The sequence below is a fragment of the Pseudomonas sp. JDS28PS106 genome (assembly GCF_036706555.1).
Taxonomy (GTDB): domain Bacteria; phylum Pseudomonadota; class Gammaproteobacteria; order Pseudomonadales; family Pseudomonadaceae; genus Aquipseudomonas.
Genome location: NZ_JBAJGT010000001.1, coordinates 229,388 through 254,331, shown reverse-complemented (window position 1 = coordinate 254,331; position 24,944 = coordinate 229,388). Strand labels below are relative to the sequence as shown.

At 63.2% G+C, this 24,944-nt stretch carries 20 protein-coding genes; 9 read left to right on the top strand and 11 right to left on the bottom strand.

The genetic code is table 11. The annotated features are described in order from the left end of the window. From katG to TRP66_RS01060, 5 genes are all read right to left on the bottom strand, one after another. Positions 1 to 2,250: a catalase/peroxidase HPI gene (gene katG, locus TRP66_RS01080; RefSeq protein WP_333399466.1), complete on the bottom strand. Its 2,250-nt coding sequence runs from the start codon at positions 2,248 to 2,250 to the stop codon at positions 1 to 3. Between the two features lie 246 nt (positions 2,251 to 2,496). Next, positions 2,497 to 3,456 (bottom strand): 2-hydroxyacid dehydrogenase, encoded by a 960-nt coding sequence (locus TRP66_RS01075; protein ID WP_333399465.1) that lies wholly within the window; start codon positions 3,454 to 3,456, stop codon positions 2,497 to 2,499. 33 nt (positions 3,457 to 3,489) lie between these two features. Further along, positions 3,490 to 4,257, bottom strand: a complete 768-nt coding sequence (locus TRP66_RS01070) for an SDR family oxidoreductase (RefSeq protein ID WP_333399464.1) — start codon at positions 4,255 to 4,257, stop codon at positions 3,490 to 3,492. Between the two features lie 21 nt (positions 4,258 to 4,278). Then, complete coding sequence (locus TRP66_RS01065; protein ID WP_333399463.1) at positions 4,279 to 4,977, bottom strand: fumarylacetoacetate hydrolase family protein; 699 nt, start codon at positions 4,975 to 4,977, stop codon at positions 4,279 to 4,281. Positions 4,978 to 5,006: 29 nt separating this feature from the next. Beyond that, complete coding sequence (locus TRP66_RS01060; protein ID WP_333399462.1) at positions 5,007 to 6,356, bottom strand: MFS transporter; 1,350 nt, start codon at positions 6,354 to 6,356, stop codon at positions 5,007 to 5,009. Positions 6,357 to 6,878: 522 nt separating this feature from the next. Between TRP66_RS01060 and TRP66_RS01055 the strand changes: the two genes are divergently transcribed. Continuing rightward, entirely contained in the window at positions 6,879 to 7,787 is a 909-nt protein-coding gene (locus TRP66_RS01055; RefSeq protein ID WP_333399461.1) for an AraC family transcriptional regulator, read from the top strand. Positions 7,788 to 7,930: 143 nt separating this feature from the next. Beyond that, positions 7,931 to 8,248 (top strand): DMT family transporter, encoded by a 318-nt coding sequence (locus tag TRP66_RS01050; RefSeq protein WP_333399460.1) that lies wholly within the window; start codon positions 7,931 to 7,933, stop codon positions 8,246 to 8,248. 24 nt (positions 8,249 to 8,272) lie between these two features. Here TRP66_RS01050 and TRP66_RS01045 read toward each other — a convergent pair whose 3' ends face one another. After that, a complete protein-coding gene (locus TRP66_RS01045; protein WP_333399459.1) occupies positions 8,273 to 8,509 on the bottom strand; it encodes a hypothetical protein in 237 nt (78 codons plus the stop codon). Positions 8,510 to 8,603: 94 nt separating this feature from the next. Next, positions 8,604 to 9,266 (bottom strand): DUF2238 domain-containing protein, encoded by a 663-nt coding sequence (locus tag TRP66_RS01040; RefSeq protein ID WP_333399458.1) that lies wholly within the window; start codon positions 9,264 to 9,266, stop codon positions 8,604 to 8,606. A gap of 313 nt (positions 9,267 to 9,579) precedes the next feature. Here TRP66_RS01040 and TRP66_RS01035 point away from each other — a divergent pair, with 313 nt between their 5' ends. Genes TRP66_RS01035 through TRP66_RS01025 form a run of 3 tightly spaced genes read left to right on the top strand, consistent with a single transcriptional unit; the run spans position 9,580 to position 14,758 of the window. Continuing rightward, complete coding sequence (locus TRP66_RS01035; protein WP_333399457.1) at positions 9,580 to 11,835, top strand: ATP-binding protein; 2,256 nt, start codon at positions 9,580 to 9,582, stop codon at positions 11,833 to 11,835. A 53-nt stretch (positions 11,836 to 11,888) separates the two neighbouring features. Beyond that, the gene (locus tag TRP66_RS01030) at positions 11,889 to 12,350 is read left to right on the top strand and encodes a response regulator (protein WP_333399456.1); all 462 of its coding nucleotides are present in this window, start codon (positions 11,889 to 11,891) and stop codon (positions 12,348 to 12,350) included. A 35-nt stretch (positions 12,351 to 12,385) separates the two neighbouring features. Beyond that, positions 12,386 to 14,758 carry a response regulator gene (locus TRP66_RS01025; protein WP_333399881.1) on the top strand — a complete coding sequence of 791 codons (2,373 nt, stop codon included), beginning with the start codon at positions 12,386 to 12,388 and terminating at the stop codon, positions 14,756 to 14,758. A 112-nt stretch (positions 14,759 to 14,870) separates the two neighbouring features. Here TRP66_RS01025 and TRP66_RS01020 read toward each other — a convergent pair whose 3' ends face one another. After that, the gene (locus tag TRP66_RS01020) at positions 14,871 to 15,980 is read right to left on the bottom strand and encodes an NADH:flavin oxidoreductase (protein ID WP_333399455.1); all 1,110 of its coding nucleotides are present in this window, start codon (positions 15,978 to 15,980) and stop codon (positions 14,871 to 14,873) included. 124 nt (positions 15,981 to 16,104) lie between these two features. Here TRP66_RS01020 and TRP66_RS01015 point away from each other — a divergent pair, with 124 nt between their 5' ends. Next, entirely contained in the window at positions 16,105 to 16,983 is an 879-nt protein-coding gene (locus TRP66_RS01015) for a LysR family transcriptional regulator (protein WP_333399454.1), read from the top strand. Between the two features lie 28 nt (positions 16,984 to 17,011). Here TRP66_RS01015 and yghU read toward each other — a convergent pair whose 3' ends face one another. The 3 genes from yghU to TRP66_RS01000 form a co-directional block, all read right to left on the bottom strand. Continuing rightward, complete coding sequence (yghU, locus tag TRP66_RS01010) at positions 17,012 to 17,794, bottom strand: glutathione-dependent disulfide-bond oxidoreductase (protein ID WP_333399453.1); 783 nt, start codon at positions 17,792 to 17,794, stop codon at positions 17,012 to 17,014. A 102-nt stretch (positions 17,795 to 17,896) separates the two neighbouring features. After that, a complete protein-coding gene (locus tag TRP66_RS01005; RefSeq protein ID WP_333399452.1) occupies positions 17,897 to 20,542 on the bottom strand; it encodes an excinuclease ABC subunit UvrA in 2,646 nt (881 codons plus the stop codon). A 190-nt stretch (positions 20,543 to 20,732) separates the two neighbouring features. Beyond that, positions 20,733 to 21,629, bottom strand: coding sequence for a LysR substrate-binding domain-containing protein (locus TRP66_RS01000; protein WP_333399451.1), 897 nt, complete (start codon positions 21,627 to 21,629; stop codon positions 20,733 to 20,735). Between the two features lie 220 nt (positions 21,630 to 21,849). On the opposite strand from TRP66_RS01000, the gene TRP66_RS00995 reads away from it, so the two are divergent. The 3 genes from TRP66_RS00995 to TRP66_RS00985 all read left to right on the top strand — a co-directional run bounded on the left by TRP66_RS00995 (position 21,850) and on the right by TRP66_RS00985 (position 24,938). After that, complete coding sequence (locus TRP66_RS00995; protein ID WP_333399450.1) at positions 21,850 to 22,926, top strand: ABC transporter substrate-binding protein; 1,077 nt, start codon at positions 21,850 to 21,852, stop codon at positions 22,924 to 22,926. Between the two features lie 79 nt (positions 22,927 to 23,005). Next, complete coding sequence (locus TRP66_RS00990; protein ID WP_333399449.1) at positions 23,006 to 24,079, top strand: ABC transporter ATP-binding protein; 1,074 nt, start codon at positions 23,006 to 23,008, stop codon at positions 24,077 to 24,079. Beyond that, positions 24,066 to 24,938 (top strand): ABC transporter permease, encoded by an 873-nt coding sequence (locus tag TRP66_RS00985; RefSeq protein WP_333399448.1) that lies wholly within the window; start codon positions 24,066 to 24,068, stop codon positions 24,936 to 24,938. The genes TRP66_RS00990 and TRP66_RS00985 overlap by 14 nt, the downstream gene beginning before the upstream one ends. Positions 24,939 to 24,944: the final 6 nt, after the last annotated feature.

The following is a 24,944-nucleotide window of genomic DNA, read 5'->3' as shown; positions in this document are numbered from 1 at the left end:
TTAACGCAGATCAAACCGGTCCAGGTTCATTACCTTGGTCCACACCGCGACGAAATCCCTGGCGAACTTCGGCTGCCCGTCGCTGCTGGCGTACACCTCGGCGATGGCCCGAAGCTGGGCGTGGGAGCCAAACACCAGATCCACTCGGGTGCCGGTCCATTTGACTTCGCCGCTGGCGCGGTCACGACCCTCGAACTCGGCTTTCTCGTCCGAGACCGGTTTCCACTCCACGCTCATGTCCAGCAAGTTGACGAAGAAATCATTGGTCAACTGGCCGGGACGTTTGGTGAACACCCCGTGCTGGCTGTCGCCATAGTTGCCGCCCAGCACCCGCAGCCCGGCGAGCAGGACGCTCATCTGTGGCGCGGTCAGGGTCAGCAACTGGGCCTTGTCCACCAGCAAGGCTTCGGCATTGACCTTGAGCGGGTTGCGCAGGTAATTGCGGAAGCCGTCGGCCATCGGTTCCAGCACCGAGAACGACTCCACGTCGGTCTGCTCGTGGCTGGCATCGGCGCGGCCGGGGCTGAAGGGCACGGTCACCGGCTGGCCGGCGTCGCGCGCGGCCTTCTCGACGGCGGCGCAGCCACCCAGCACGATGAGATCGGCCATGCTGATCTTCTTGCCAGTGCCGGAGGCGTTGAACTCGCTCTGCACGGTTTCGAGCCGCGACAACACGCCGGAAAGCTCCTCGGGCTGGTTGACCTGCCAGAACCGCTGAGGCGCCAGCCGCACCCGCGCGCCGTTGGCACCGCCGCGTTTGTCCGAACCCCGGAAGGTAGAAGCCGAGGCCCAGGCGACGCGAACCAGTTCGCCGACCGACAGCCCTGATGCGAGGATCTTGTCCTTGAGGGTGGCAACTTCCGCGTCACCCACCAGCGCATGATCGATCTGCGGCAGCGGGTCCTGCCAGATCAGTTCCTCGGTGGGCGTTTCCGGTCCCAGGTAACGGGACAACGGGCCCATGTCGCGGTGCGTCAGCTTGAACCAGGCCCTGGCGAACGCATCCGCCAGCTCATCGGGATTGTCCTTGAAACGCCGGGCGATCTTTTCGTAGGTCGGGTCGAAACGCAGCGCCAGATCGGCGGTGAGCATCGCCGGCTGGCGTCGTTTGCCCGGATCGTGGGCTTCGGGCACGGTGTTGGCGCCACCGCCGTTGACCGGCCGCCACTGGTGCGCGCCGGCAGGACTCTTGAACAGCTCCCACTCGAAGCCGAACAGGTTTTCCAGATAGCCATTGCTCCACTGGGTTGGCGTCGAAGTCCAGGTGACTTCCAGGCCGCTGGTGATGGTGTCCCGGCCCTTGCCAGTGCCGTGGCTGCTGCGCCAGCCCAGCCCCTGTTCCTCCAGGCCGGCCGCTTCAGGTTCGGCGCCGACGGCGGTGGCGGGACCGGCGCCGTGGGTTTTGCCGAACGTGTGGCCGCCGACGATCAGGGCGACGGTTTCTTCGTCGTTCATCGCCATCCGGCCGAACGTCTCGCGGATGTCCTTGGCCGATGCCACTGGATCGGGGTTGCCGTCAGGGCCTTCGGGGTTGACGTAGATCAGACCCATCTGCACCGCAGCCAGCGGATTTTCCAGATCACGCCCCGGCGCTTCGTTGCGGCTCTGCTCGGTGCCATGCAGCTCGGGCTCGGCCACCAGCGGACCCTGGCCGCTTCTGCCGTAACGCGAGTCGCCGCCCAGCCAGGTCGTTTCCGACCCCCAGTAGACATCTTCATCCGGTTCCCAGACGTCCGGGCGGCCGCCGGAGAATCCGAAGGTCTTGAAACCCATGCTTTCCAGCGCAACGTTGCCGGTCAGGATGATCAGGTCGGCCCAGGAGATTTTGCTGCCGTATTTCTGTTTGATGGGCCAGATCAGGCGTCGCGCCTTGTCGAGGCTGACGTTGTCCGGCCAGCTGTTGAGCGGGGCGAATCGCTGCTGCCCGGCGCCCGCGCCGCCGCGGCCGTCGAAAATGCGATAGGTGCCCGCGCTGTGCCAGGCCATGCGGATGAACAGCGGACCATAGTGACCGAAGTCAGCCGGCCACCATTCCTGGGATTCGGTCATCAGCACCCGGAGGTCCTGCTTGACCGCCTCGTAGTTCAGACCCTTGTAGGCCTCGGCATAGTCGAAGTCCGGGCCCATCGGGTTGGACAGGGAGGAATGCTGATGGAGGATTTTCAGGTTCAGTTGCTTGGGCCACCAGTCGCGATTGGTGGTGCCGCCGCCTGCCGCATGCTGGAAGGGGCATTTCGATTCGTCTGCCATGATTCTCTCTACCTTGTTATGTCATCAGGGCCGCCGGCCTGCGCTGGACCGGCTCGCTTGAAGATCGGCAGGGGCTTTGTGGGCGCGCTGCTCGTACAAGCGTAGACATAAGAGCGCGGTGGTCTAATAAGCGCAGTATTGGGTGGGGATAGAGAGGGGCTATCGTCAAGCGTGGTACGCATCGCCAGCAAGCTGGCTCCTACGCGCCTACGCGCGGGTGTAGGAGCCAGCTTGCTGGCGATAGGCTCACAGGGCCGTCACGCAACCCGCCGGCACGTTACCGGCCAGGCCCTGAGCCAGGCTGTCCAGCACCATATGGCCCATCCGCGTCCGGGTCTGGACGGTGGCGCTGGCGCGATGCGGTTGCAGCACCAGGTTTTCCATCGGATACAGCTCAGTCGGTACATTAGGTTCGTCGACGAACACGTCCAGTCCCGCGCCGGCGATCCGACCGGCGGACAGTGCGGCTACCAGGTCCGGCTCGTTGACCAGCCGGCCACGCGCGACGTTGATGAGGTAACCGTCCGGGCCCAGCGCCTCCAGCACGCGAGCATCGATGATGCCTTCGGCGTTGTCCGCCGCGGCGGCCAGAATCAAAGCGTCGCTGTCGCGGGCCAGCTCGATCAGATCGGCGACGAAGGTGTGCGCAACGTCGGTCATGGCGTGCAGATCGGTGTAACGGATCTCACAACCGAAGGCCGCCGCGCGAGTTGCGACGGCGCGGCCGACACGGCCCATGCCGACGATGCCGATGCGCATGCCGCTGAACTGGCGAGCCAGGGGCAGAGGGGCCAGCGGCGTCGCGCTCTTGTTCCACAAGTCGGCACGTACGAAGCGATCCCCGGTGCAGATGCCCCGGCACGCCGAGATCAGCAGGCCGATGGCGAGGTCGGCGACATCCTCGGTCAGTGCGCCGATGGTGGCCGTGACGTGAATGCCGCGATCACGGGCGTAGGCCAGATCGACGGCGTCGGTGCCCACGCCATTCACGGCGACCACTTCCAGACGCGGCAACTGCTCCATGACTTCGCGGGTGATGCCGGTATGCCCGCCGGTCACCACGCCGCGGATATTGGCGCCATGCTCTTTGAGATAGGCGGCCTTGTCGGCCTGCTGGTAATAGGGCCGAACGGTATACAGATCCTGCAGGGTCTGCAGTACTTCAGGGATCAGGATGGGGCTCAGTTGTAGAACTTCCGGCTTCATGGGGACCTCGCTTGAATAAATGAAAAGGTTGGTTCAGCCGCGACCGACGAAGGGCATGTTGGTGGCCATCACGGTCATGTTGAGCACGTTGGCCGACAGCGGCAGGCTAGCGACATAGCGGACCGCATCGGCCACATGCTTGACGTCCACCATCGGCTCGACCGCGATCTCTCCGTTGGCCTGGCGAACGCCCTTGGTCATGCGCACCGACAGCTCGGTCAGCGCGTTGCCAATGTCCAGCTGTGTGCAGGCGATGTTGAACTCGCGCCCGTCCAGCGCCAGGCTTTTACTCAGGCCCAGCACCGCGTGCTTGCTGGCGGTGTAGGGCGCGGTGAACGGACGAGGGCTGTGGGCGGAAATCGAACCATTGTTGATGATCCTGCCGCCCTGCGGCTGCTGGCGACGCATCAGGCCGAAGGCCGCGCGGCTGCACAGGAACACCCCGGTGACGTTGGTGTTGATCACGTCCAGCCAGTGGTTCAGGTCCAGTTCGTCCATCGGCACTGCCGGCGCGTTGATGCCGGCATTGTTGAAGATCAGGTCAAGACGCCCGTAGGTGGCTTCGATCTGGCTGAACAGCGCCTCGATGCTGGCCGGGTCGCGCACGTCGCTGGTAATGGCCAGCGCTTCCTGCCCCTTGCCCTTGGCGGTTTCCACCAGCTCCAGCAGGGGTTCGAGGCGCCGGCCGGTGACGACCACGGTGAAACCGTCATCGAGAAGGCCTTGGGCCACGGCGCGTCCGATGCCGCTGCCGGCTCCCGTGATCAGAGCGATGCGTTGTTGTTGTGTGTGTTCGGACATCAGTTGCTCCTTGAGCAGTCGTTAGTCGATGGAAGGGCGTGCGCCGACCTGCATGCTCAGCTGGGCGATGCCGTCGATCCCGGCCTGCACGAGGTCGCCGGGTTGCAAGGTGTCGACCCCGGCCGGGGTGCCGGTCATGATCAGATCGCCCGGCAACAGGCGCACCTGTTCGGAAAGGCGGCTGATCACTTGCGCCACCGCCCAGATCTGGTGCTCCAGCGCCGAGCGCTGGCGCTCGCTGCCGTTGACGCTCAGCCAGACCGCGCCACTGGCCGGATGACCGAGGCGGTCGGCTGGCACGATCGGGGTGATCGGGGCCGATTCATCGAACGCTTTGGCGGCTTCCCATGGCTGGCCCGCAGCCTTGGCGCGCATCTGCCAGTCACGGCGGGTCAGGTCCAGGCCCACGGCGTAACCCCAGACGTGCTCCAGCGCATGCTGCTCGGCGATGCGCCAGCCCGCTTTGCCAATCGCTACCACCAACTCCACTTCATGACAGAACTCGTCGGTCTGGGCTGGAAACGCCAGCTCGCCGCTGGCCGGGATGACGGCCGTCGACGGCTTCATGAAGAACGCCGGAAACGGGCCGGGCTCGGCAGCCGCATCGGCCCAGTGATAGTTGCGGCCCAGGCAGAACACCCGGGACAGCGGGAAGCGCTGGTCACTGCCTTCTATCGGATGGCTGGGAGTGGTGGGCGGTCGGAAAACGAATGCGGTCATTGCAACGTCCTTGGGTCAGTAAACCGTGCTTAGCGGGTCTGTAGCTGAATGCGGTACAGCTTGCCGAGCAACAGCGAGTAGGAAAGAGTGCCCATCAGGGCCACGCCGCCGATGAACCAGAATGCCCAGGCGAACGAACCGGTGTAGTGCACGATGGCGCCGATCACGATAGGCGTGACGATGCCGCCAATGTTCGCCGCCAGGCTGGTGATGCCACCGGTAAGGCCGATCAGCTCCTTGGGCGCGACTTCCGATACCGCGGCCCAGGACGACGAGGCGATGCCCTGTGCGAAGAACGCCAGAGTAAGAATGGCGATGCACACCACGTTCGAATCGGTGAAGTTCACCAGCACGATGGACATGCCCAGCGCCGAGCCCACCACCAGCGGCAGCTTGCGCGCGAAGGACAGGGAGACACCGCGGCGGATCAGAGTGTCGGAGACGATCCCGGCCAGCAGGATGCCGACGGTGGCGCCCACGAACGGCAGGATGGCGAAGATGCCGACCTTGATGGTGGTGAGCTTGCGCTCGTCGATCAGGTAGGTCGGGAACCAGGTCAGAAAGAAGTACAGCGCCGAGGTGCTGGCGAACTTGCCGATGCAGATTGCCCAGACCTGGCGATAGCGGAACAGCTCGGCGATCTGCCGCCAGTTGAAGCGGGTGCGCTCCTGGCTGCTCTTGACCAGGCCGCCGCCGTCCTCGATGTACTTGAGTTCTTCTTTGCTGACCTTCTTGCAGGCCATCGGATCGCGATACACGTACAGCCAGATCACGCCGAACACGATGCCGACCGCCCCGGTGCTGTAGAACACATGACGCCAGTCATAGGTCGTCGCCAGCCAGAGCAGCGCGCCGGTGAACAGCGCCGTGCCCAGATACTGGCCGCATACATAGATACTGCTGGCCATGCCGCGCTCGCGCGCCGGGAACCACACGGTCACCGCCCGGCTGTTGGCCGGGAACGCCGGTGCCTCCAGCGCGCCGACCGCCAGACGCAGGCCGAACAGCGAAGCGAAGCCGCTCGCCAGACCCTGGGCGACGGTGACCGCCGACCACGAGATCAGCGAAACGCCGTAAGTGAAGCGAGAGCCGAAGCGGTCAGCGATAAAGCCCGCGGGCACCAGCGCGAACGCGTAGGTCCAGGCAAACGCAGAAAAGATCAAGCCCATCTGGATCTTGTCCAGACCCAGATCCTTGGCCATGAACGGCGCGACGATGGAGATGTTGACCCTGTCGACGTAGTTGATGATGGTGGCTATCAGCAACATCGACAGCATGACCCAGCGGCGTCGGGTCGGCAGTCGTTGAGCAGGAGCGGCGCTGTGCGCCTGGGCAGCGGACTCAGCAGTCTGCGCCGAAGGAGTGGGGATGCTCGCCATGGTAGGCCTCTTGTATCGGGAAGGACACGAGTGGACGGTCGGGGACCGTCACGCCGGAATCGGAACAGCTCGGGCGCGGTCTAGCGCGCGCAGGCCGGTCGGCGCCTGTGGCTGTCGAGGAACCCGAAAGAGGTCAGAAAAAGAGCGGCGTGAGGCGAGTGGAAGTCGGGTGAAACGTAGCGGTGAGTCAGGACCATGGGTGAACACCTTGTCATTATTTTTGGATAGATGTAGTGGTGCGACAAGGGCCAAAGTTATCGTACAAGCTGCCAAACGCAATGCGGTGTTTATATCGTTTAGTTAGTTAAAATCTCCGGGCTATGCAAGAATCCAAAAAATCGCACTTTTGAAAATTTCAGCTTCAAAATGTGTCTGTCTCTTTGTAAGGTGCGATCTAGAGCGGCCTTCAAGATCAACGCCATTTCGCATTTCTTGGACTTTCGTTTTTTGAAATCCTGAAGTCGTTCGCCGAAAAATTTTTAGGTCATCGTACAAATACTGAATCATCCGAGGCGAGGTCCTATGCGCTCAACCTCCGGCGTGCCGACATTCGGCATGCAACAACGCAGCGAGCATCGCGACTTCTACATTCGTGATCAGCGCGCCCGCCCGCCGGAAACCCGGCCGCACCGTCATCATTATTTCCAGATCCAGGTGAATCTGGGCGGCGATACGGTGCAGCACATTGGAGACGTGCAACGTCCGTTCCCCTGTGGGGCGGTGGCCTTCATCCTGCCGCACCGGGTGCATCTGATCCCGCACCCGGAGGACGGCGATTTCGTGGTCATCAATTTCGACCAACAGTTTCTATTACCGCAATTGCAATGCTCGCCGCTGGAGCTGGAAGACGTGCCCCTGGCCCAGGCCGCCGAACTCGCGCCCTTCGTGCATCAGGAACGGCTGGATTTCGTCTTCCATGGCACCGAGCTGGATGCGTTGCGCGCCTTGCTGGCGCGGATGCATGAGCTTGACAGTGCCCGTCAGTTCGGTGCCCGCGAGTATCTCAGGGGCTGTCTGTTGCAGTTGATCGGCATGGTCTGCGTTCAGTACGCCGAGCCACTCAAGGCGCTCGCCGACGACAACGTCAACCAGACCAGCCGTCGTCAGGCGCTGGCGCGCGTAAACGAATACATCCGCAGGCATCTGGCCGATCCGGACCTGAGCGTGAACAGCGCGGCGATGGCCAATTCGCTGTCGCCCGACTACCTGGTTCACTGGCTGCGCAGGGAGACCGGCACCACCTTCGCCGAAGCTGTGCTCGAACAGCGGATGTTCAAGGCGCGCACGCTCTTGCTGGGCAGTACCGAAACAGTAGGGGAGATTGCGCTGCAATGCGGCTTTGCCGACGAAGCCTACTTCTCAAGGCGGTTCCGTCAGGCCCATGGCTTGCCGCCCGGCCAGTACCGACGGCGGGAGCGGGCGCAGCAGTGATCGGCGGGCCGGCCTGGGCGCATCGGTTGGCCTGAAGCGGATTTGCCTTTATGATCCCAGGCGCCGCATTTCTTGAGGACGACCTCACCCAGTCTGGGCATCATTTCCGGGACGGCCCGGTTCTTTGACAAGGGGAACCGAGCATGGCTTGGGTTTATCTGCTGTTGGCCGGGATACTGGAAGTAGTCTGGGCTTTTTCGATGAAAAGCTCTGAAGGTTTCAGCAAGCTCACACCCACGATCATCACCGCCGTTGCCATGCTCGCCAGCATCGGCCTGCTGGCACTGGCGATGAAAAGCCTGCCGTTGGGCACGGCCTATACCATCTGGACCGGCATCGGCGCGGTGGGAGCCTTCATCGTCGGCATCGCCGTGCTCGGCGAGCCGGTCAATACCCTGCGCGTGCTGGCTGCCGTGCTGATCGTCAGCGGGCTGGTGCTGATGAAGCTGTCATCCAACTGACGATGCAGCACAGGCCGAAGGCGATCATGCCTGGCGCAGCGCGGCCATTCTCGCGTTGATCGCCCGGGTGAGTGCGGACTCCAGTGCGTCGACTACCATTCCGGGCAGCGCCTGCGCGCTGCTCAATCCCAGGGCGAAGCCTTCGACGATGCCGCCCAGGCGCGCCAGTTCCAGCACGCCTTCGGCCTGGCCTATATCGATCAGGATGCCGTCCGCCTGCAAGCGAACGGCATCGGGCAGTGCAATCTGCTCAAGTGTCATGCTCGGTCTCCTCTGGCGAGGCGAGCATTGTGGACCCGCGTGGGTGCTTATGTAAGTGACGTCGGTCACGCCGACGTCGGATGGCCTCTGACGGTCAATGAGCCTGTCGGGCCGCGACAGTTTTTTTTCCTGCCAGCCGGTCCCGGATCGCATGGCCCCTGCATATCAGCACCAGCAGACTGCCCGCGGCGGCGACCGCCATGTCTTTCTGCGCATCCCAGAAATCGCCCTGGGCGCCGACGAACGACGAGTTGCCGCCGCCCAGGTACTGGCCGCCGATCCACTCCATCAGTTCATAGAGCATCGAGGTCGAAAGCACCAGGGACCAGGCGATCAGCGAGGCCCAGGCGCCTTGCAGACGGCACTTGGCAACGATGATTTCGCGAAACGGCAGGGCGGTCAGCAGACCGTAGGCCAGGTGCACAAGACGGTCGTACTGGTTGCGTTCCCAGCCTGCGCGGGCGTCGATGTCTATTCCGGTCCAGTCCAAAACAAACGCGTCGTAAGGCACCTCCGGATAGGTGAAGTGAGTGCCGATCTGGTGCAGACACAGGAACGCCAACACCAATGCCCAGGAGCGTGTGGACCAGTAGAAACGACTTTTGCAGAGCCAGGCGGCGGCAGCGCCGAGGATCACCAGGACGTTTTCGATCAGCCAGGTCTTGCGGTCCACCGGGTCCCACCCCGAAACCAGGAAGACCATGACAAAACCGAGTTGAAGCCAGGCGGTCAGGGAAAAAACGCGTTTGATCGGCACTTCTATGTCCTTATAACGACTGCCCTTGTGGGTCGCCAACCGTGTGGTTCACGAACAGGGATACGGGTAACTTTTAGTCTGCCGCAGCGTCGGGGAATTCCCCCGACATGACCGGATGGCGTTGCCCGGCGTTCCTGGCAACGCACAGTACGGTCGGTGTGGGGAAGGTTCTGAATGTAAGTGCTGGCACATTCAAAACTTTTCCCAAACTCACGGCGTCGAATTTGTTACTGTGTGGTCGGTTTTTAAATGCAGTTTCGCGCGGCGTCCGCCAGCCTCCGATTTCTACCCGACCACAGCCAGGAGGACTATTTTGATTACCTTTGCTACACCCGATGCGTTCCAGGCCGCGCTGGCGAATTGCGCGCGCGAACCTATTCGTACTCCCGGCAGCATCCAGCCTCAGGGTTTCATGATGGTGATCGATGAGCCGGGTCTGACGATCCGTCAGGTCAGCGAGAATCTTGCCCCCTGGCTGGGTGTAGAAAACGAAGCGTTGTTGGGTAACCGGTTCGATGCGGTAGTAGCGGGCGTCGACCAACTGATCGCACAGTTCGAAGGGCTGGAGGAAGATCAGACCCATCCTTATCACGTCGGGGATGTGAGCTTTGTGGTGGGTGAGCGGTCATCGGAGGCAATGCCGATGATGTTGCATCGACACGACGGCCTGCTGATCGCCGAATTCCAGCACCCGGACGCCGCCTCGGGCGGTGGTGCAAGTCTGTACCCGATCCTCCGTTCATTCATCACCGCCGCCTCGGAACTGGAAACGGTGGACGAGCTGTGCGAGCGCGCCGTACGCGTGCTCAAGCGCCTGACCGGCTTTGGCCGGGTCAAGGCGTATCGGTTCGACGCCGAAGGTAACGGGCTGGTCAATGCCGAGCTGCGCGACGACGATTATCCGAGTTACCTGGGGCTGTGTTTCCCGGCCTCCGACATTCCCGCCCAGGCCCGTGAGCTGTATTGCCTGAACCGTATCCGCGTGATCGAGAACGCCGGTTATCAGCCCGCGCGCCTGATCCCGGGGGAAAACCCTGTAACCGGCCGGCCGCTGGACCTGAGTTACTCGACCTTGCGCAGCGTTTCGCCGGTCCATTTGCAGTACATGCGTAACATGCAGACCTGGGCCTCCATGTCGGTGTCCATCGTGGTGGAAGGCAAGCTCTGGGGGCTGGTTTCCTGCCATCACAACGCGCCTCGTTCGGTGAGTTTTCATATCCGTTCGGCGTGCGAACTGCTTGGCAGGGTGCTTTCGCTACAGGTCGAGAGTCGCGAGAATCACCTGCGCAGCGAACGTTTGCTCGGCATCCGCCAGCGCATCGTGCAACTGCTCGGTGCCATCGCCGATCAGGACAGCGTTGTGCTCGGCGTGCGCAGCCTTCCGGATGTCTTCGTCAATTTCGTTGGCGCGGCGGGCGCTGCGGTCGTCTCCAGTTCGGGTTGCGAGCTGTACGGCAACACCCCGGCGAGCGCTCAGGTCATGGCCTTGGCGAACTGGCTGAGCCAGCGCGAGGACGATGTCTTTCACACTGATAACGCCGGCCGTGACGTCCCGGGGGTGAGCGGTCTGGACCCGGTCGCCAGCGGCATTCTCGCGGTGTCGATCTCAGAGATCCATCCCAATTACCTGATCTGGTTCAGGCCCGAGCAGTCCCACGTCGTCAACTGGGCCGGGCGCCCGGAAAAGACGATCACCGAAAGCGGCTCGCTGAGCCCGCGCGAGAGCTTCGCCCAGTGGCAGCAGGTCGTGGGAGGCTTTTCCACGCCCTGGAATGAGAGCGAGATCGAAGGCGTCCAGGAATTGCGTCTGGCGATCCTCGGCATCGTGTTGCGCAAGGCCGAAGAGCTGGCCCAACTGTCCGAAGACCTGGAACGCTCGAACAAAGAGCTTGAGGCATTCTCCTACAGCGTATCTCACGATCTGCGCGCGCCGCTGCGCCATATCGCAGGTTATGCCGAGCTGCTGGCGGAAATCGAAGGCTCCAACCTGTCCGAGCGCGGGGTCCGGTTTCTCGGCACCATCGAGCAGTCCGCGCGATTCGCTGGAACCCTGGTCGACAATCTTCTGAGCTTTTCCCAGATGGGCCGCAGCGCCATGCGCTTCACCGATGTGAATCTGTCGGCGCTGGTAACCTCCATTCAGCTGGAGATGCGCCCCGACTACGAAGGGCGCGAGATCGACTGGCGTATCGACGCGCTGCCCAAGGTGGTGGCGGACCCGGCGTTCCTGCATCTGGCGATGCGCAACCTCATTGCCAATGCCATCAAATACACGCGCAAGCGGCCGGTGGCGGTCATCGAAGTCGAGGTCGAGGACCGCGACAGCGAGACGGTCATCAGTGTGCGGGACAATGGGGTCGGTTTCGACATGCAGTATGTCGGCAAGCTGTTCGGCGTATTCCAGCGTCTGCACCGCATGGAGGAATTCGAGGGCACGGGGATAGGCCTCGCCAATGTCAGACGCATCATCGAGCGTCATGGCGGGACTGTCTGGGCCCAGGGAGAAGTCGGCAAAGGCGCCGCCTTCCATATTTCACTGCCCAAGCGTACGCTTCGGCCGACCTCCTGAGGGCGTCTGCCGGCTGACCCTTCCGGGAAATACCCTCTTAAGACGAGAGCTCGATGCTAAAACCAATCCTTCTGGTAGAAGACAATCCCAACGACCTGGAGCTCGCGCTGATCGCGCTGGAGCGCAGTAATCTTGCCAACGACATTGTCGTGGTGCGGGACGGGTCCGAGGCGCTGGACTATCTGCTGCGCCGCAACGACTTCGCCCACCGTGAGGAAGGCAATCCGGCCGTCCTGTTGCTCGACCTGAAATTGCCCAAGGTCGACGGTCTGCAAGTGCTGGAAACCATTCGTGAAACCGCCTCGCTGCGCAGCATTCCGGTGGTCATGCTGACCTCTTCGCGTGAAGAGCCTGATCTGGATCGCGCCTATCAACTCGGCGTCAACGCCTACGTGGTCAAGCCGGTGCAGTTCAAGGAATTCGTCAGCGCGATCTCTGACCTGGGCGTGTTCTGGGCCCTACACAACGAGCCGCCAGCCGGGTCGATGCGTGTGCCGCGACGTCCCAAATCCTGACCCCCTCGATGACCGCGACCGAGCCTGCTACCGACATGCCTCTTGCGAACGTGAAAATCCTGCTGGTCGAAGACAGTGTTCATGACGTCGAGTTGACGTTGCTGACCCTTGAGTCAAGCGGGATGCGCGTCGAGCCGACGGTGGTCTACGACCACGAGCACGCACGCCGTGCGCTCACGGCGCAGAGCTTTGACGTCATTGTCTGTGACGTGCTGCTGCCGTCGTCCTCGGGCATCGAGGTGCTGGAAGTCGCCAAGCAGCTGTCGCCGCAAACGCCGTTCATCTTCCTGTCCGGCATGTTCGGCGAACAGCAGGCGGTGGAAACCATGCGCCTGGGTGCGGTGGACTACGTGCTCAAGCAGAACCTCAAGGTACTGCCCAAGGCGGTGAGGCGCGCGGTGCTGGAAGTCCGCGAGCGGGAAAAGCGTCATGCCGCGGAAAACGCGCTGGAAGAACTGGAAGTCCGTGCCCGGCTCGCCATCGAAGCGGCCGCCATGGGTGTCTGGGAAGTCAACATTTCCGCGCAGGAAGTGATCTGGGACGAGCGCTGTCGCGAACTCTATGAGTTGCCGGCCGCAGGGGTGTTGAGCATTGCCGATGTGGTGGAGCGCTGCCACCCCGATGATCGCCAGATGTTGCAGGCCCGGGTCGATCAGGCGCTGAGCGAGGAGGGCGCGTTCCACGCCGAATACCGGGTCATGCTGTCCGGTGGTCGGGTCCGCTGGCTCAATTCCAACGGCCGCTCGCTGTTCAAGGATGGTCAGTGCGTACGATTCAGCGGGGTGGTCCAGGACGTCAGCGAGCGCCGGGTCGCTACCCAGGAACTGGTCGAGCTGACTGAAACCCTGGGTGAGCGGGTCCAGCAGCGTACGCGCGAACGGGACCGGACCTGGGAGTTGTCCCGGGAGTTGCTGGGCGTACTGCGCTTCGACATGACGCCGATCACCGTCAACCCCGCCTGGGAGGCCGCGCTGGGATGGCCGCGGGAAACCCTCGGCAGCATCCGGTTGTGGGAGCTCGTTCATCCCGAGGACCTGGATGCCACTGTCCGGGAAACCCGCAGCATTGCCGAAGGTAATGTCTCGACCCGATTCGTCAATCGCATGCGCCATGCCAGCGGCGACTACCGCTGGCTGTCATGGACCATCGTGCCGGAAAACGGCCTGATGTACGCCGCAGTGCGAGATATCACCGAAGAGCGCGCCGTGGTCGAAGAACTGGCGGCGGCCAACAAGCGTCTGCGCGAGCAGATCGAAGAACGCGAAAGGGTCGAGGCCACCTTGCAGCAAATGCAGCGTCTGGAAGTGGTGGGGCAGCTGACGGCTGGCGTCGCCCACGATTTCAACAACCTGCTGACAGTCATCCTGACCAGCTCCAGCCTGGCCGTCCGTGACGCTGAGCGAGGGCGTTTCGACAAGCTTGCGACTCGTTTGCAAAGCATCAAGGAAGCCGGCGAGCGGGGCGCCAACCTCACCGCTCAGCTGTTGTCGTTCTCCCGAAGGCAGCGCCTGCAGCCGCGGCCGGTCGATCTCAATGCGACCATCATGGGTATGCAGGGCCTGCTGTTCAAGGCGCTGGGCGCGACGGTCTGGATCGAGACCTCGCTGGCGCCCGAGTTGTGGACGGCGTCGGCCGACCCCACCCAGACGGAAATGATCATTCTCAACCTGGCGATCAACGCTCGAGACGCCATGGCGCACGGCACCGGTTCTCTGAAACTGCGCACCTACAACGAGATCGTCACCACCGCTCCGACTCGCCCGGAAGACCCGGAGCCGGGAAACTACGTGGTGTTTTCCATGGCGGACTCGGGCACCGGCATGAGCGACGAGATTCTGCAGAAAGTCTTCGAACCCTTCTTCACCACCAAAGAGGTCGGTCACGGCTCCGGGCTGGGCCTGGCGCAGGTCTTCGGCTTCGCCAAGCAGTCCGGCGGCGGGGTGCGCATCGAAACGGCGCTGAACGTGGGCACCACCGTCAGCGTATTCCTGCCTCGTGTCAGCGGCGACAACTGCGCGACAGTCGAGGCGCAGTCTCAGCAGCAGACCCTGCGCGACGTGGCCGGCTCCACCATCCTGCTGGTGGACGATGACCCCGGCGTGCGGGCGGTGACTGCGGCACTGCTGGAATCCTTCGGTCTGAACGTCATCCAGGCCGGCAGCGGCGCGGAAGCGCTGGACAGCATCGAGCCGAGCGTGGATCTGGTCCTGACCGACTACGCGATGCCAGGCATGACCGGCGGCGAACTGGCCTCATTGCTCGTCGAAAAGAACCCGTCGGTGCCGGTGGTTTTCGTAACGGGTTATGCCGACACCGACGTGCTGGGCCTCAACGACTGCACCGTCATCCAGAAGCCCTTCACTGAAGATGGCTTGCGCGACGTCATCCGCAGCGCCCTGGCGCGCTGACGCATCGTACTGATCTGCGCCCCGGATGTTGGACAGATGTCCAGCATCTGGGGTGCAGATCATACGTCTGTAGGAGCCAGCTTGCTGGCGATCCGTCCGCCGCTGGCCCCTGTCACATCGAGGCCGTCAGCTCGCTGTCCTTGATATTGGCGATGGGACCTAGAATTGCACTGTCGAACGCCCGCGGCGCCCGATCTGTCGCCAACAGGCGCGGCATATCGGGATTGCTCAGCGCGCCGCGCCCCAGCGCAATGATATCCGCACCATCGTCCAGTGCCTGATTCGCCCGCGCCGGATCATGCAGACCGCCGTTGGCAATCAGGACCACATCGGGCGCGTAGCGGCGTGCCAGCTTCACGAGGCTTTCAGACGCATGTTCGAACGCGGGCTGCCACGCCTCATGCTCCGTCACGTGAATAAAATCCGCGCCGGCCTGGGCGAGTGTCGCGAAGATCACCTCGGCGTCCGACTCGCCGCCTGGCCACTTGTGGGCGAAATCGTTGACCTTGCCCTGCGAGATGCGGATACCGACCGGTACGCTCGATCCCACCTCCTGCTTCACAGCCTTGAGCACCTCGGCCAGCAGCGACACCCGGCCGCTGATATCACCGCCCCAGCGGTCGCGGCGCAGGTTGGTGTGGGCGGTCAGGAACTGATCGAGCAGATAGCCGTTCGCCCCGTGGATTTCGATGCCGTCGAAACCGGAGATGCGCACGGCCCTCGACGCTGCCTTGACGAAGCCCTGGACGACCTCCTCGATCTGCGCCTCGGTGATTTCATGAGGCACCGCGTAAGTGCCCTCGCCGTAATAGAACTCCATCTGCCGGCCCGCCGGCTTCACAGGCGAAGGCGCGACGCTGTGTTCGCGAAAGCGGTTGCCCTGGCTCAGCGCCCCGGCATGCATCAGCTGCGCGAAAACCCGGGCACCCTGTGCGTGCAAGTCTTGGGTGATCGCTGACCAGGATTGTGCCTGCTGGTCATCGGCCAGGCCAGGCTGGTTCAGATAACCCTGCGAGAACGCCTGATCGGTGTAGAGGCCTTCGGTGGTGATCAGTCCGAAACCGCCCTGCGCGAAGCGCCGGTAATAATCGCGCATCAACGGCGTGGCGTGTCCTTCGGGCGTGGCGGAGACGCGCGTCATCGGCGCCACGGCCAGGCGATTGCGCAGCGTCATACGGTGAATATCGAAGGGCGTTAGAATCGGCATCGTTGAGTCTGTCATGTAAGGCTCGCTGTCTGGTCTGAAATTTGCCCGGTTCTGGCGGTATGGGCTCATGCTAGGCGTCTGGAGGCCGTTGACCAAGACAGCGCCAAGTGATGCCGTCATAACCAAAGAAGATATAACGATGCTGATATCCGATCTGCGCATATTCCTCTCAGTGGCTTCGCGACAAAGCCTGTCAGCCGCAGCTCGCCAGCTCGATATCGCGCCGATGCAGGTCTCGCGCCGTATCGCGGCCCTTGAGGACGAGCTGAGCGTACGGCTGTTCCACCGCACGACCCGGTCCGTCTCGCTGACAGCCGAGGGAGAAGCGTTTTTGCCCTACGCAACCGTGATGACCGAGGCCGAGCAGGGCGCCATCAATGAACTGAGTCCCGCGCCCGCGCGGGTCTCGGGCGTCCTGCGCATGACAGCGCCCAGCGTTTTCGGCCAGTCGATCGTGCTGCCGTTGCTCGGCCGCCTGATGGACCAGCACCCGGAAATGCGCGTCGACCTCGACCTGACCGACAGGCAAGTCGATATCGCGGGGCTGGGCCTGGATCTGGCCTTGCGTATCGCCCCCCTTGAAGATTCCGAGCTGGTGGCGCGGCGCATCGCCAGCAACCCGCGAGTGCTCTGCGCTTCACCGGCGTACCTGAACAGACACGGACGCCCGACGACCCTGGAGCACTTGCAGGCTCACTCCTGCATTTTGTTGCAAGCTGTGCCGCGCTGGCCGTTCGTGCAAGGTGAACGATTGCAGCGGCTGCGGGTAAACGGGCGGGTCAACACCACCAGCGTCGACGCAGTGCGGGCTGCGGCCATTCAGGGGCTGGGCCTGGCGATGCTCACTCATTGGGACGTATTCCGGCAGCTTCGCGACGGATCCCTCGAACAGATCCATCTGACGGACGCTTCCATGGAAAAGCTTTCGGTGTGGGCCGTCATGCCGACCCGGCGGCATATACCGGTCCGGGTCAGAGTGTTTCTCGATGCACTCCATCAGGAGCTTTTGACGCTCTGACACCGGTGGCCGACGTCGGCCCCCCGATTCAGCCTGCCAGCACTTTTACCCCGCGCTGCACAGCTTCTCGCGCCTGAATCTCCTTCGCCCAGCGCATGACATGCCGATAGCTCTCGGCACTCAGGAACTCGGCAGCGTTGTACACCTGATTGAGCACCAGCGCGCCGTACCAAGGCCAGATCGCCATGTCGGCGATGCTGTATTCGTTGCCGCAGATATAGCGGCGCTGCTCCAGATGCTGGTCCAGCAGACTGAGCTGGCGTTTGGTTTCCATGGTGAAGCGATCAATGGGGTAGCGCAGTTTCTCGGGGGCGTAGACATAGAAATGACCGAAGCCGCCGCCCACGTAGGGACCACTTCCGACTTGCCAGAACAGCCACGACAGACATTCGGTACGGGCACTGCCGCCGGGAATGAATTGCCCGAATTTCTCCGCCAGATGCAGCAGGATCGCCCCGGATTCGAACACCGGCAGCGCCTGTCCGTGGGTATTGTCGACAAGGGCCGGGATCTTGGAGTTGGGGTTGATCGCCACGAAGCCCGAGGAAAACTGATCGCCCTCACCGATGTCGATCCGGTGCGCGTCGTACTGCGCGCCCTCGATGCCTGCCGCCAGCAGCTCTTCGAGCAGAATGGACACCTTGATGCCATTGGGTGTCGCCAGGGAGTAGAGCTGAAGAGGGCGCGAGCCCTTGGGCAGCTCGCGTTCGAAGCGGGCACCGGCCGTGTCACTGTTGATGGAAGCGAACTTTCCTCCGCTGGAGGTCGGCGGTGTCCATACGGAAGGGGGTGTATAGGTGGAATCGATCATTGCACAGTTCCTCGTTCGGGTCCGCCGCCCGAAACGGCGGCGCAAGAGTGGCACGCTGGCCTATAGCGTAAGAGGCTCTTGACGACACGCAACCCGGCACGTCTACAAAGCCTTTGCCAGGAAAGACGCGGTGCGGCTGCCACCGCTTTGCGCGACGTCAGCGGGCGGTCCGCAGGCCACGATCTTGCCGCCAGCGTTTCCGGCGCCCGGACCTATATCAATGACCCAGTCACTCTGGGCCGCGACCCGCATGTCATGCTCAACAACCACCACCGTATGCCCGCCATCGACCAGGCGGTTGAGCTGCACCAGCAGACGGTCGATGTCCTGGGGATGCAGGCCGTTGGTGGGTTCGTCCAGCACGTACAGCGTGGCGCCACGGGCCTGGCGTTGCAGTTCGGTTGCCAGTTTGATGCGCTGTGCTTCGCCTCCCGACAACTCGGTGGCGGGCTGGCCCAGACGCAAATAGCCCAGCCCGATGTCCTTGAGCACTTGCAGCGTACGGCTGGTGGCCGGCTGCCCGGCGAAGGTCTGAGCGGCCTGATCAACAGTCAGTCCGAGGACTTGCGCGATATTCAAGCCTTCCCAGGTCACGGCCAGGGTCTCGGCGTTGTAGCGGGCGCCGTGGCATTTGGGGCAGGGGGCGTAGACGCTGGGCATGAACAGCAGCTCGACGCTGACAAACCCTTCACCTTCACAGGTTTCGCAACGGCCCTTGGCGACGTTGAAGGAGAAACGGCCGGCGTCGAAGCCCAGCTCGCGGGCCTGCTCGGTTGCAGCGAACAGTTTGCGCACGTGGTCGAACAGCCCGGTGTAGGTCGCCAGGTTGGAGCGCGGCGTCCGGCCGATGGGTTTCTGGTCGACCTGAACCAATCGCTTGATGTGTTCAAGACCGGCGGCAATGCATCCGCCGCTCGCCTGAACCGGCTCATCCTCAAGATTCGGCTCGTCAGATTCCGCAGGATCGGGCGTCTGGCCCAGATGCGTGCCCACCAGATCCAGAAGAGCCTGACTGACCAGGCTCGATTTACCCGAACCGGAAATGCCGGTGACCGAGGTGAAGCAGCCCAGCGGAAACTCCGCGCTCAGGTTATCGAGATTGTTGCGAGTAATGCCTTCCAGTCGCAGCCAGGCCTGGGGCGAGCGCGGAGCACGGGCCAGGGGCGCCTGCTGCGCGAAGAGGTAGGCGCGGGTGCGCGACTCGCTTACCTGTTCCAGCCCGGCCGGTGGCCCGCTGTACAAAATGCGGCCACCCTGTTCACCGGCGTCGGGGCCGACATCCACCAGCCAGTCGGCGCGGCGCATGGTGTCCAGATCGTGCTCGACGACGAATACCGAGTTGCCCGCTGTCTTGAGGCGCTGCAGGGCCTCGTACAGGGCTTCGCTGTCGGCCGGGTGCAAGCCCGCCGAAGGTTCGTCCAGCACGTAGATCACGCCGAACAGCTGGGAATTGAGCTGTGTCGCGAGACGCAGGCGCTGCAGCTCGCCGGACGACAGGGTCGGCGTGCTGCGCTCCAGCGCCAGATAACCCAGGCCCAGGTCGATGAGTGTGCCGATGCGCTCCAGCAATTCGATCGCGATGCGCTGAGCCGCCAGGCGTTTCTCCACCGAAAGGTTCGGCGTATGGCGGGCATCAGGGCCGCCGGCATGCGGGTTCTCGCCCCTGGCCGCACGCTGGGCGCGGGCTTCGCGGGTCTGCTGGTGAGTGAGGACTGATCCGGCTTCTTCCGGTTGTCGGGCATACTCGTCAGCGGCGACTTCGCGCAGCACCTGTGCCAGATCGAGCAACGGCATCTGCGACAGTTCGGCGATGTCCAGCCCGGCGAAGGTCACGGTCAGGGCTTCGCGCTTGAGGCGTTTGCCGTCGCAGGTCGGGCAAGGGCTGGCGCGCATGAACCGGGAGACCCGTTTGCGCATCTGCGCGCTCTGGGAATGCATGAAGGTGTGCATCAGGTAGCGCCGCGCGCCGCTGAAGGTGCCCTGGTAGCTGGGTTCGAGTTTCTGTTTCAGCGCCGCACGGGTCTGGGTCGGGGTCAAGCCGGCATAGACCGGCACCGTGGGCGTCTCTTCGGTAAACAGAATCCAGTCGCGCTGTTTCTTCGGCAGGTCGCGCCAGGGCACATCGACGTCATAGCCCAGCGTCACCAGAATGTCTCGCAGATTCTGTCCCTGCCAGGCCATTGGCCAGGCGGCCACCGCTCGCTCGCGAATGGTCAGCGAGGGGTCTGGAACCATGCTGTCTTCGGTCACTTCGTAGACCCGGCCCAATCCATGACATTCCGGACACGCGCCTTGCGGGGTGTTGGGGGAAAAGTCCTCGGCATACAACATCGGCTGGTCGGCGGGATAACTGCCGGCGCGGGAGTACAACATGCGGATCAGGCTGGACAGCGTCGTCACGCTGCCGACCGATGACCGCGCGCCGGGCGTGCCGCGTTGCTGCTGAAGGGCGACGGCGGGCGGCAGGCCCTCAATGGCATCCACATCGGGCACACCCACCTGGTCGATCAGTCGGCGTGCATAGGGCGCCACGGATTCGAAATAACGCCGCTGCGCCTCGGCATAGAGCGTCGAGAATGCCAGCGATGACTTGCCCGATCCCGACACGCCGGTAAAGACCACCAGCGCATCCCGCGGGATTTCCACATCGACGTTGCGCAGGTTGTGCTCCCGGGCGCCTCGCACCCGGACGAAGCCCGTGTCCCGAGGTTGATCGGGGGTGGAAGCGGGCGGTTGGCGAGAAGGCATAGGGCGTTCCTTGTGTCATCTGAACAGGTATGACGCGTCGCCGTTGATGCGGGTTCCGAGAATGACAGCGCCGATGTTGCCGCTTCGCGGGTGATCGCGGATGAATCCGCTCCTACGAAAGCACAAATTGTGTAGGAGCGGATTTATCCGCGAGTTGGCACACAGCGGCAGCTAGACAATCCCGCACCGCTCACCCGGCAGCAAAGCTGTCACGGTAGAACCCTCTAAGCGTCTCGACGAACTCCTCGGCCAACCGGGTTCTGGCCTGATGTGTCGGCCAGATCACATAGGTGGGGAACAGAATGTCGGGCTTGAACGGCAGCACCACCACGTCGCGATGCAGGTAGTCGCGGGCCACCAGCGGATGCGCCAGGGTCACGCCCATGCCCAGCGCGACCATCTCGCAGTTGATGGCGCTGTACTGCGCTTCCACGGCCATCACCCGTTCGACGCCGGCCTGCTCGAACAGGCCGTCCACCAGCGAGCGGGTTCCGTCGCCGTGGCACAGCGAAACAAAGGCTTCGCCCTCCAGATCGCTGAAGGTGATGCGCTTGCGGCGGGCCAGCCGGTGCGAAGCGGGCAATACGCACACGGCGGCTACCTCAGCCAGTTGCTCGGCTTCCTGGCCCGCGCCGTCGCCGGGATGAACCACGATGCCGATATCGCAGAACTGCGGTTTCACCCACTGCTCGACGGTCGACGACGAGTTCACATGCAACGAAACCGTGAGTTCAGGTCGCGATTCGGTGAAGGTCTTGAGCACCCGGGGGATCATGCTCAGACCCGTGGAGGGCACGGCCGCCACGCGCAGGCGGCCGGTGCCAAGATTGCGAATGTTCTTGGCCGACAGCTTGAGACTGTCGAGGCCCACATAGGCGCGTTCGACCTCCTGAAAGAACGCCTGGCCTTCCTGAGTCGGGATCAGGCGCACCCCGGCGCGCTTGAACAGCGTCAGCCCAGTGCTTAATTCAAGCTGGGCAATCAGTCGGCTGATATTGGGCTGCGAGGTATACAGCACGTCCGCCGCCTCGGTCATGGAGCCAAGGCGCATGACGTTGCGAAAGGCTTCGATCTGCCTCAGGTTCATGGTGCTTCTCCATATCGAATATGAATAACTAACCCGGATATCCGTATTTGACCATATGGACTGGCTGTCGCAATACTCGAACCCGCAACGCCCTAGCGCACGTCAAGATGCGCAGCCCGGAGAGGATAGCCGGGTGCATGCCTCGCATGCCTGACTCCGGTCCGTGCCGGAGCCACTGACGCATTGTTCGATCTGCCCCCATGCACTTCGGAGATAGTCTGTGAATAGCCTGAACCTTTCCCCAGCAGCACAGCCGTTTCGTCCCTTCAGCCGCATCGCCGCGTCGGTTGCGCTGGCGCTTGCCGGCTTGCACGCTGGCGGCGCCGTCGCTGAAACCACGCTGTACGTTGCAGGCGTCGGCGGCTCGACCGAACAGATGTACAAGAACCGCGTCATCCCCGCATTCGAAAAGGCCCACAACGTCAAGGTGGTCTACGTTGCCGGCAACTCAACCGAAACTCTCGCCAAGCTGCAGGCGCAGAAAGGCCGCCAGCAGATCAACGTTGCAATGATGGACGACGGCCCGATGTACCAGGCTTTACAGATGGGGCTGTGCGAAAAGCTCAGCGACGCGCCGGTCTACAAGGATCTGTATCCCCTGGCGCGCCTGAGTCCTGAAGCCACTGGCATAGGCGTGGTCGCCACCGGTATCGGCTACAACGAGGAGGCGTTCAAAAAACGCGGCTGGGCGCCACCCGATTCCTGGGAAAGCCTGACCGACCCGCGCTTCCAGCAGTTGCTCGGCATGCCGCCGGTGACCAATACCTACGGTCTGCATACGCTGGTGGAAATGGCCCGCCTGCGCGGTGGCAGCGAGAAGAACATCGACCCTGGCTTCAAGGCGCTGAAAGACGAAATCGGGCCGAACGTGCTGGCCTGGGTGTCGGCGCCCGGCGAGATGGACAGCATGATGCAGAACGGCGATGTGGTGATGGCGGTGTACGGCAGCGGACGCGCGTTCGCCTTGCAGGGCACGGGCTTCCCGCTCAAGTTCATCTATCCCAAGGAAGGCGGCGTGGCTTTGCAGGTCGCGGCCTGCGCCGTCACCCCCAATTCCCACTCCGAGCTGTCCCAGGCCTTCATCCAGCATGTGCTGTCGCCCGAAGTGCAGGCCATCCAGGCTCGGGAAAACGGCTTCGCGCCGGTCAACCAGACCGTCAGCCTGCCACCGGAACTCGCCGCGCGTATGCCTTACGGCCCCGACAAGGTCAACGCCCTGATCAAGGTCGACTGGGACACGATCAATCAGCAGCGGGCCGAATGGACCACGCGCTGGAATCGTACCGTCGAGCGCTAGGCCACTCTGCGTTTCACCGCGGTTGTGAACTTTCCGAACCTTTTCCGGAGGCGCAGGCCTGTGTCTGCGTGGCAAGCCCATGGCATTTCTCACCCTGGAAAGCATCGTCAAGACCTACGGCAGTTTCAAGGCCATCGACGGTTTGAACTTGGAAGTGCGGCATGGCGAATTCATCGCCTTGCTCGGTCCCTCGGGTTGCGGCAAGACCACCACATTGCAGTCGATTGCCGGCTTCGTGCAGCCCACCGAAGGTCGTATCGTGCTGGACGGCCGCGACATCACCCATGTGCGGCCCGAACAGCGCGGGCTGGGCATCGTGTTTCAGAGCTACGCGCTGTTTCCGCACATGACGGTGGCGCAGAACATCAGCTTCGGCCTTGAAATGCGCGGTATGCCTCGCGCCGAGCGCGGCAAGCGGGTCGAAGAGGCGCTGGACCTGGTGCGTCTGGCCGGGCTTGGGGAGCGCTACCCCAAGGCGCTTTCCGGCGGCCAGCGCCAACGGGTGGCGATCGCGCGGGCCCTGGCGATCCGGCCCAACCTGCTGCTGCTCGATGAGCCGATGTCCAATCTCGACGCCAAGCTGCGCGAGGAAATGCACATCGAACTGCGGGCGATCCAGCGGGAGCTGGGGATCACCACGATTCTGGTGACTCATGATCAGGTCGAGGCCATGACCATGAGCGATCGCATCGCGGTGATGCACAAAGGCCGCATCGTGCAGATTGATACACCGTTCGAGGCTTATGAGCGGCCGCATTCACCTTTTGCCTCGGCGTTCCTTGGCAAGACCAATGCTTTCGCCGGCGCGGTGCAGTTGCGCAATGCGCGCTGCTGCCACGTTCAGGTGCGCGACACGCTGCTGCATGTACCCCACGAAGACCGCTCGCTGGGCAATGACGTCAACGTTTATATCCGGCCGGAAAAAATCCGTTTGACGCAGGTAGGCGCGGGCCGGCTCGACGGTCGGGTCCGGCTGCGGGTGTTTCTCGGCAACCTGTGGCTGATCGCTGTGGAAAGCCACTTGGGTCTGGTGCACATGACCCAGCCCAATCTGGGCGCGCCGCCGCCGGAGGAGGGCAGCGAGGTCGGGCTGGACTGGCTCGATGATGACCTGCGCCTGCTGGACCGGGAGGTCGCCCATGGCCAGGTATGATGCCGAGCATGTCGGCGCGGCGCCCTGGCTGCTCAGCGGTCCGGCGCTGCTGGTCTTCGTTGCGCTGCTGCTGGCGCCGTTGCTGCTGACCGGGGTGCTGTCACTCAATCTGTTCAGCGACACCGAAGGCGTGCTGCCGGCCTATAGCCTGGGCAATTACATCGAGGTATTCAAGGACGACTACTTCCATCAGATATTCCTGCGCACCGGCGGCATGGCGCTGGCGGTGACCGTGCTCTGCGTGCTGCTCGGTGTGCCGGAGACCATCATCATCGCCCGTATGGCGCCGCGCTGGCGCTCGCTGTTTCTGTTGATCGTGCTTGGTCCGCTGTTGATTTCGGTGGTGGTGCGCACCCTGGGCTGGGCGATCCTGCTGGGCAACAACGGCCTGATCAACGACGCACTGCAAGCGCTGGGGATCACCGACCAGCCGGTCAAAATGCTCTTCACCCAGGTCGGCGTGGTGATTGCCCTGACCCACGTACTGGTGCCCTTCATGGTGATCGCGGTATGGGCGACCCTGCAGCGCCTGGACCTGCAAGTGGAATGGGCGGGCCTGTCGTTGGGCGCCTCGCGACCCACGGTGTTCCGCCGCATCATCCTGCCGCAGATCATGCCCGGCGTACTGTCCGGCTCGATCATCGTCTTCGCTCTCGCCGCCTCGGCGTTCGCCACCCCGGCGATCATCGGCGGGCGCCGCCTCAAGGTGGTCGCGACAGCCGCCTACGACGAGTTCCTCGGCACCCTCAACTGGCCCCTTGGCGCTGCTATCGCCATGCTCCTGCTGGTGGCGAACCTGATCATCATCCTAGGTTGCAGCAAGCTGGCCGAGCGCCGCTTCAAGCAAGTATTCGAGTGAGCCGCC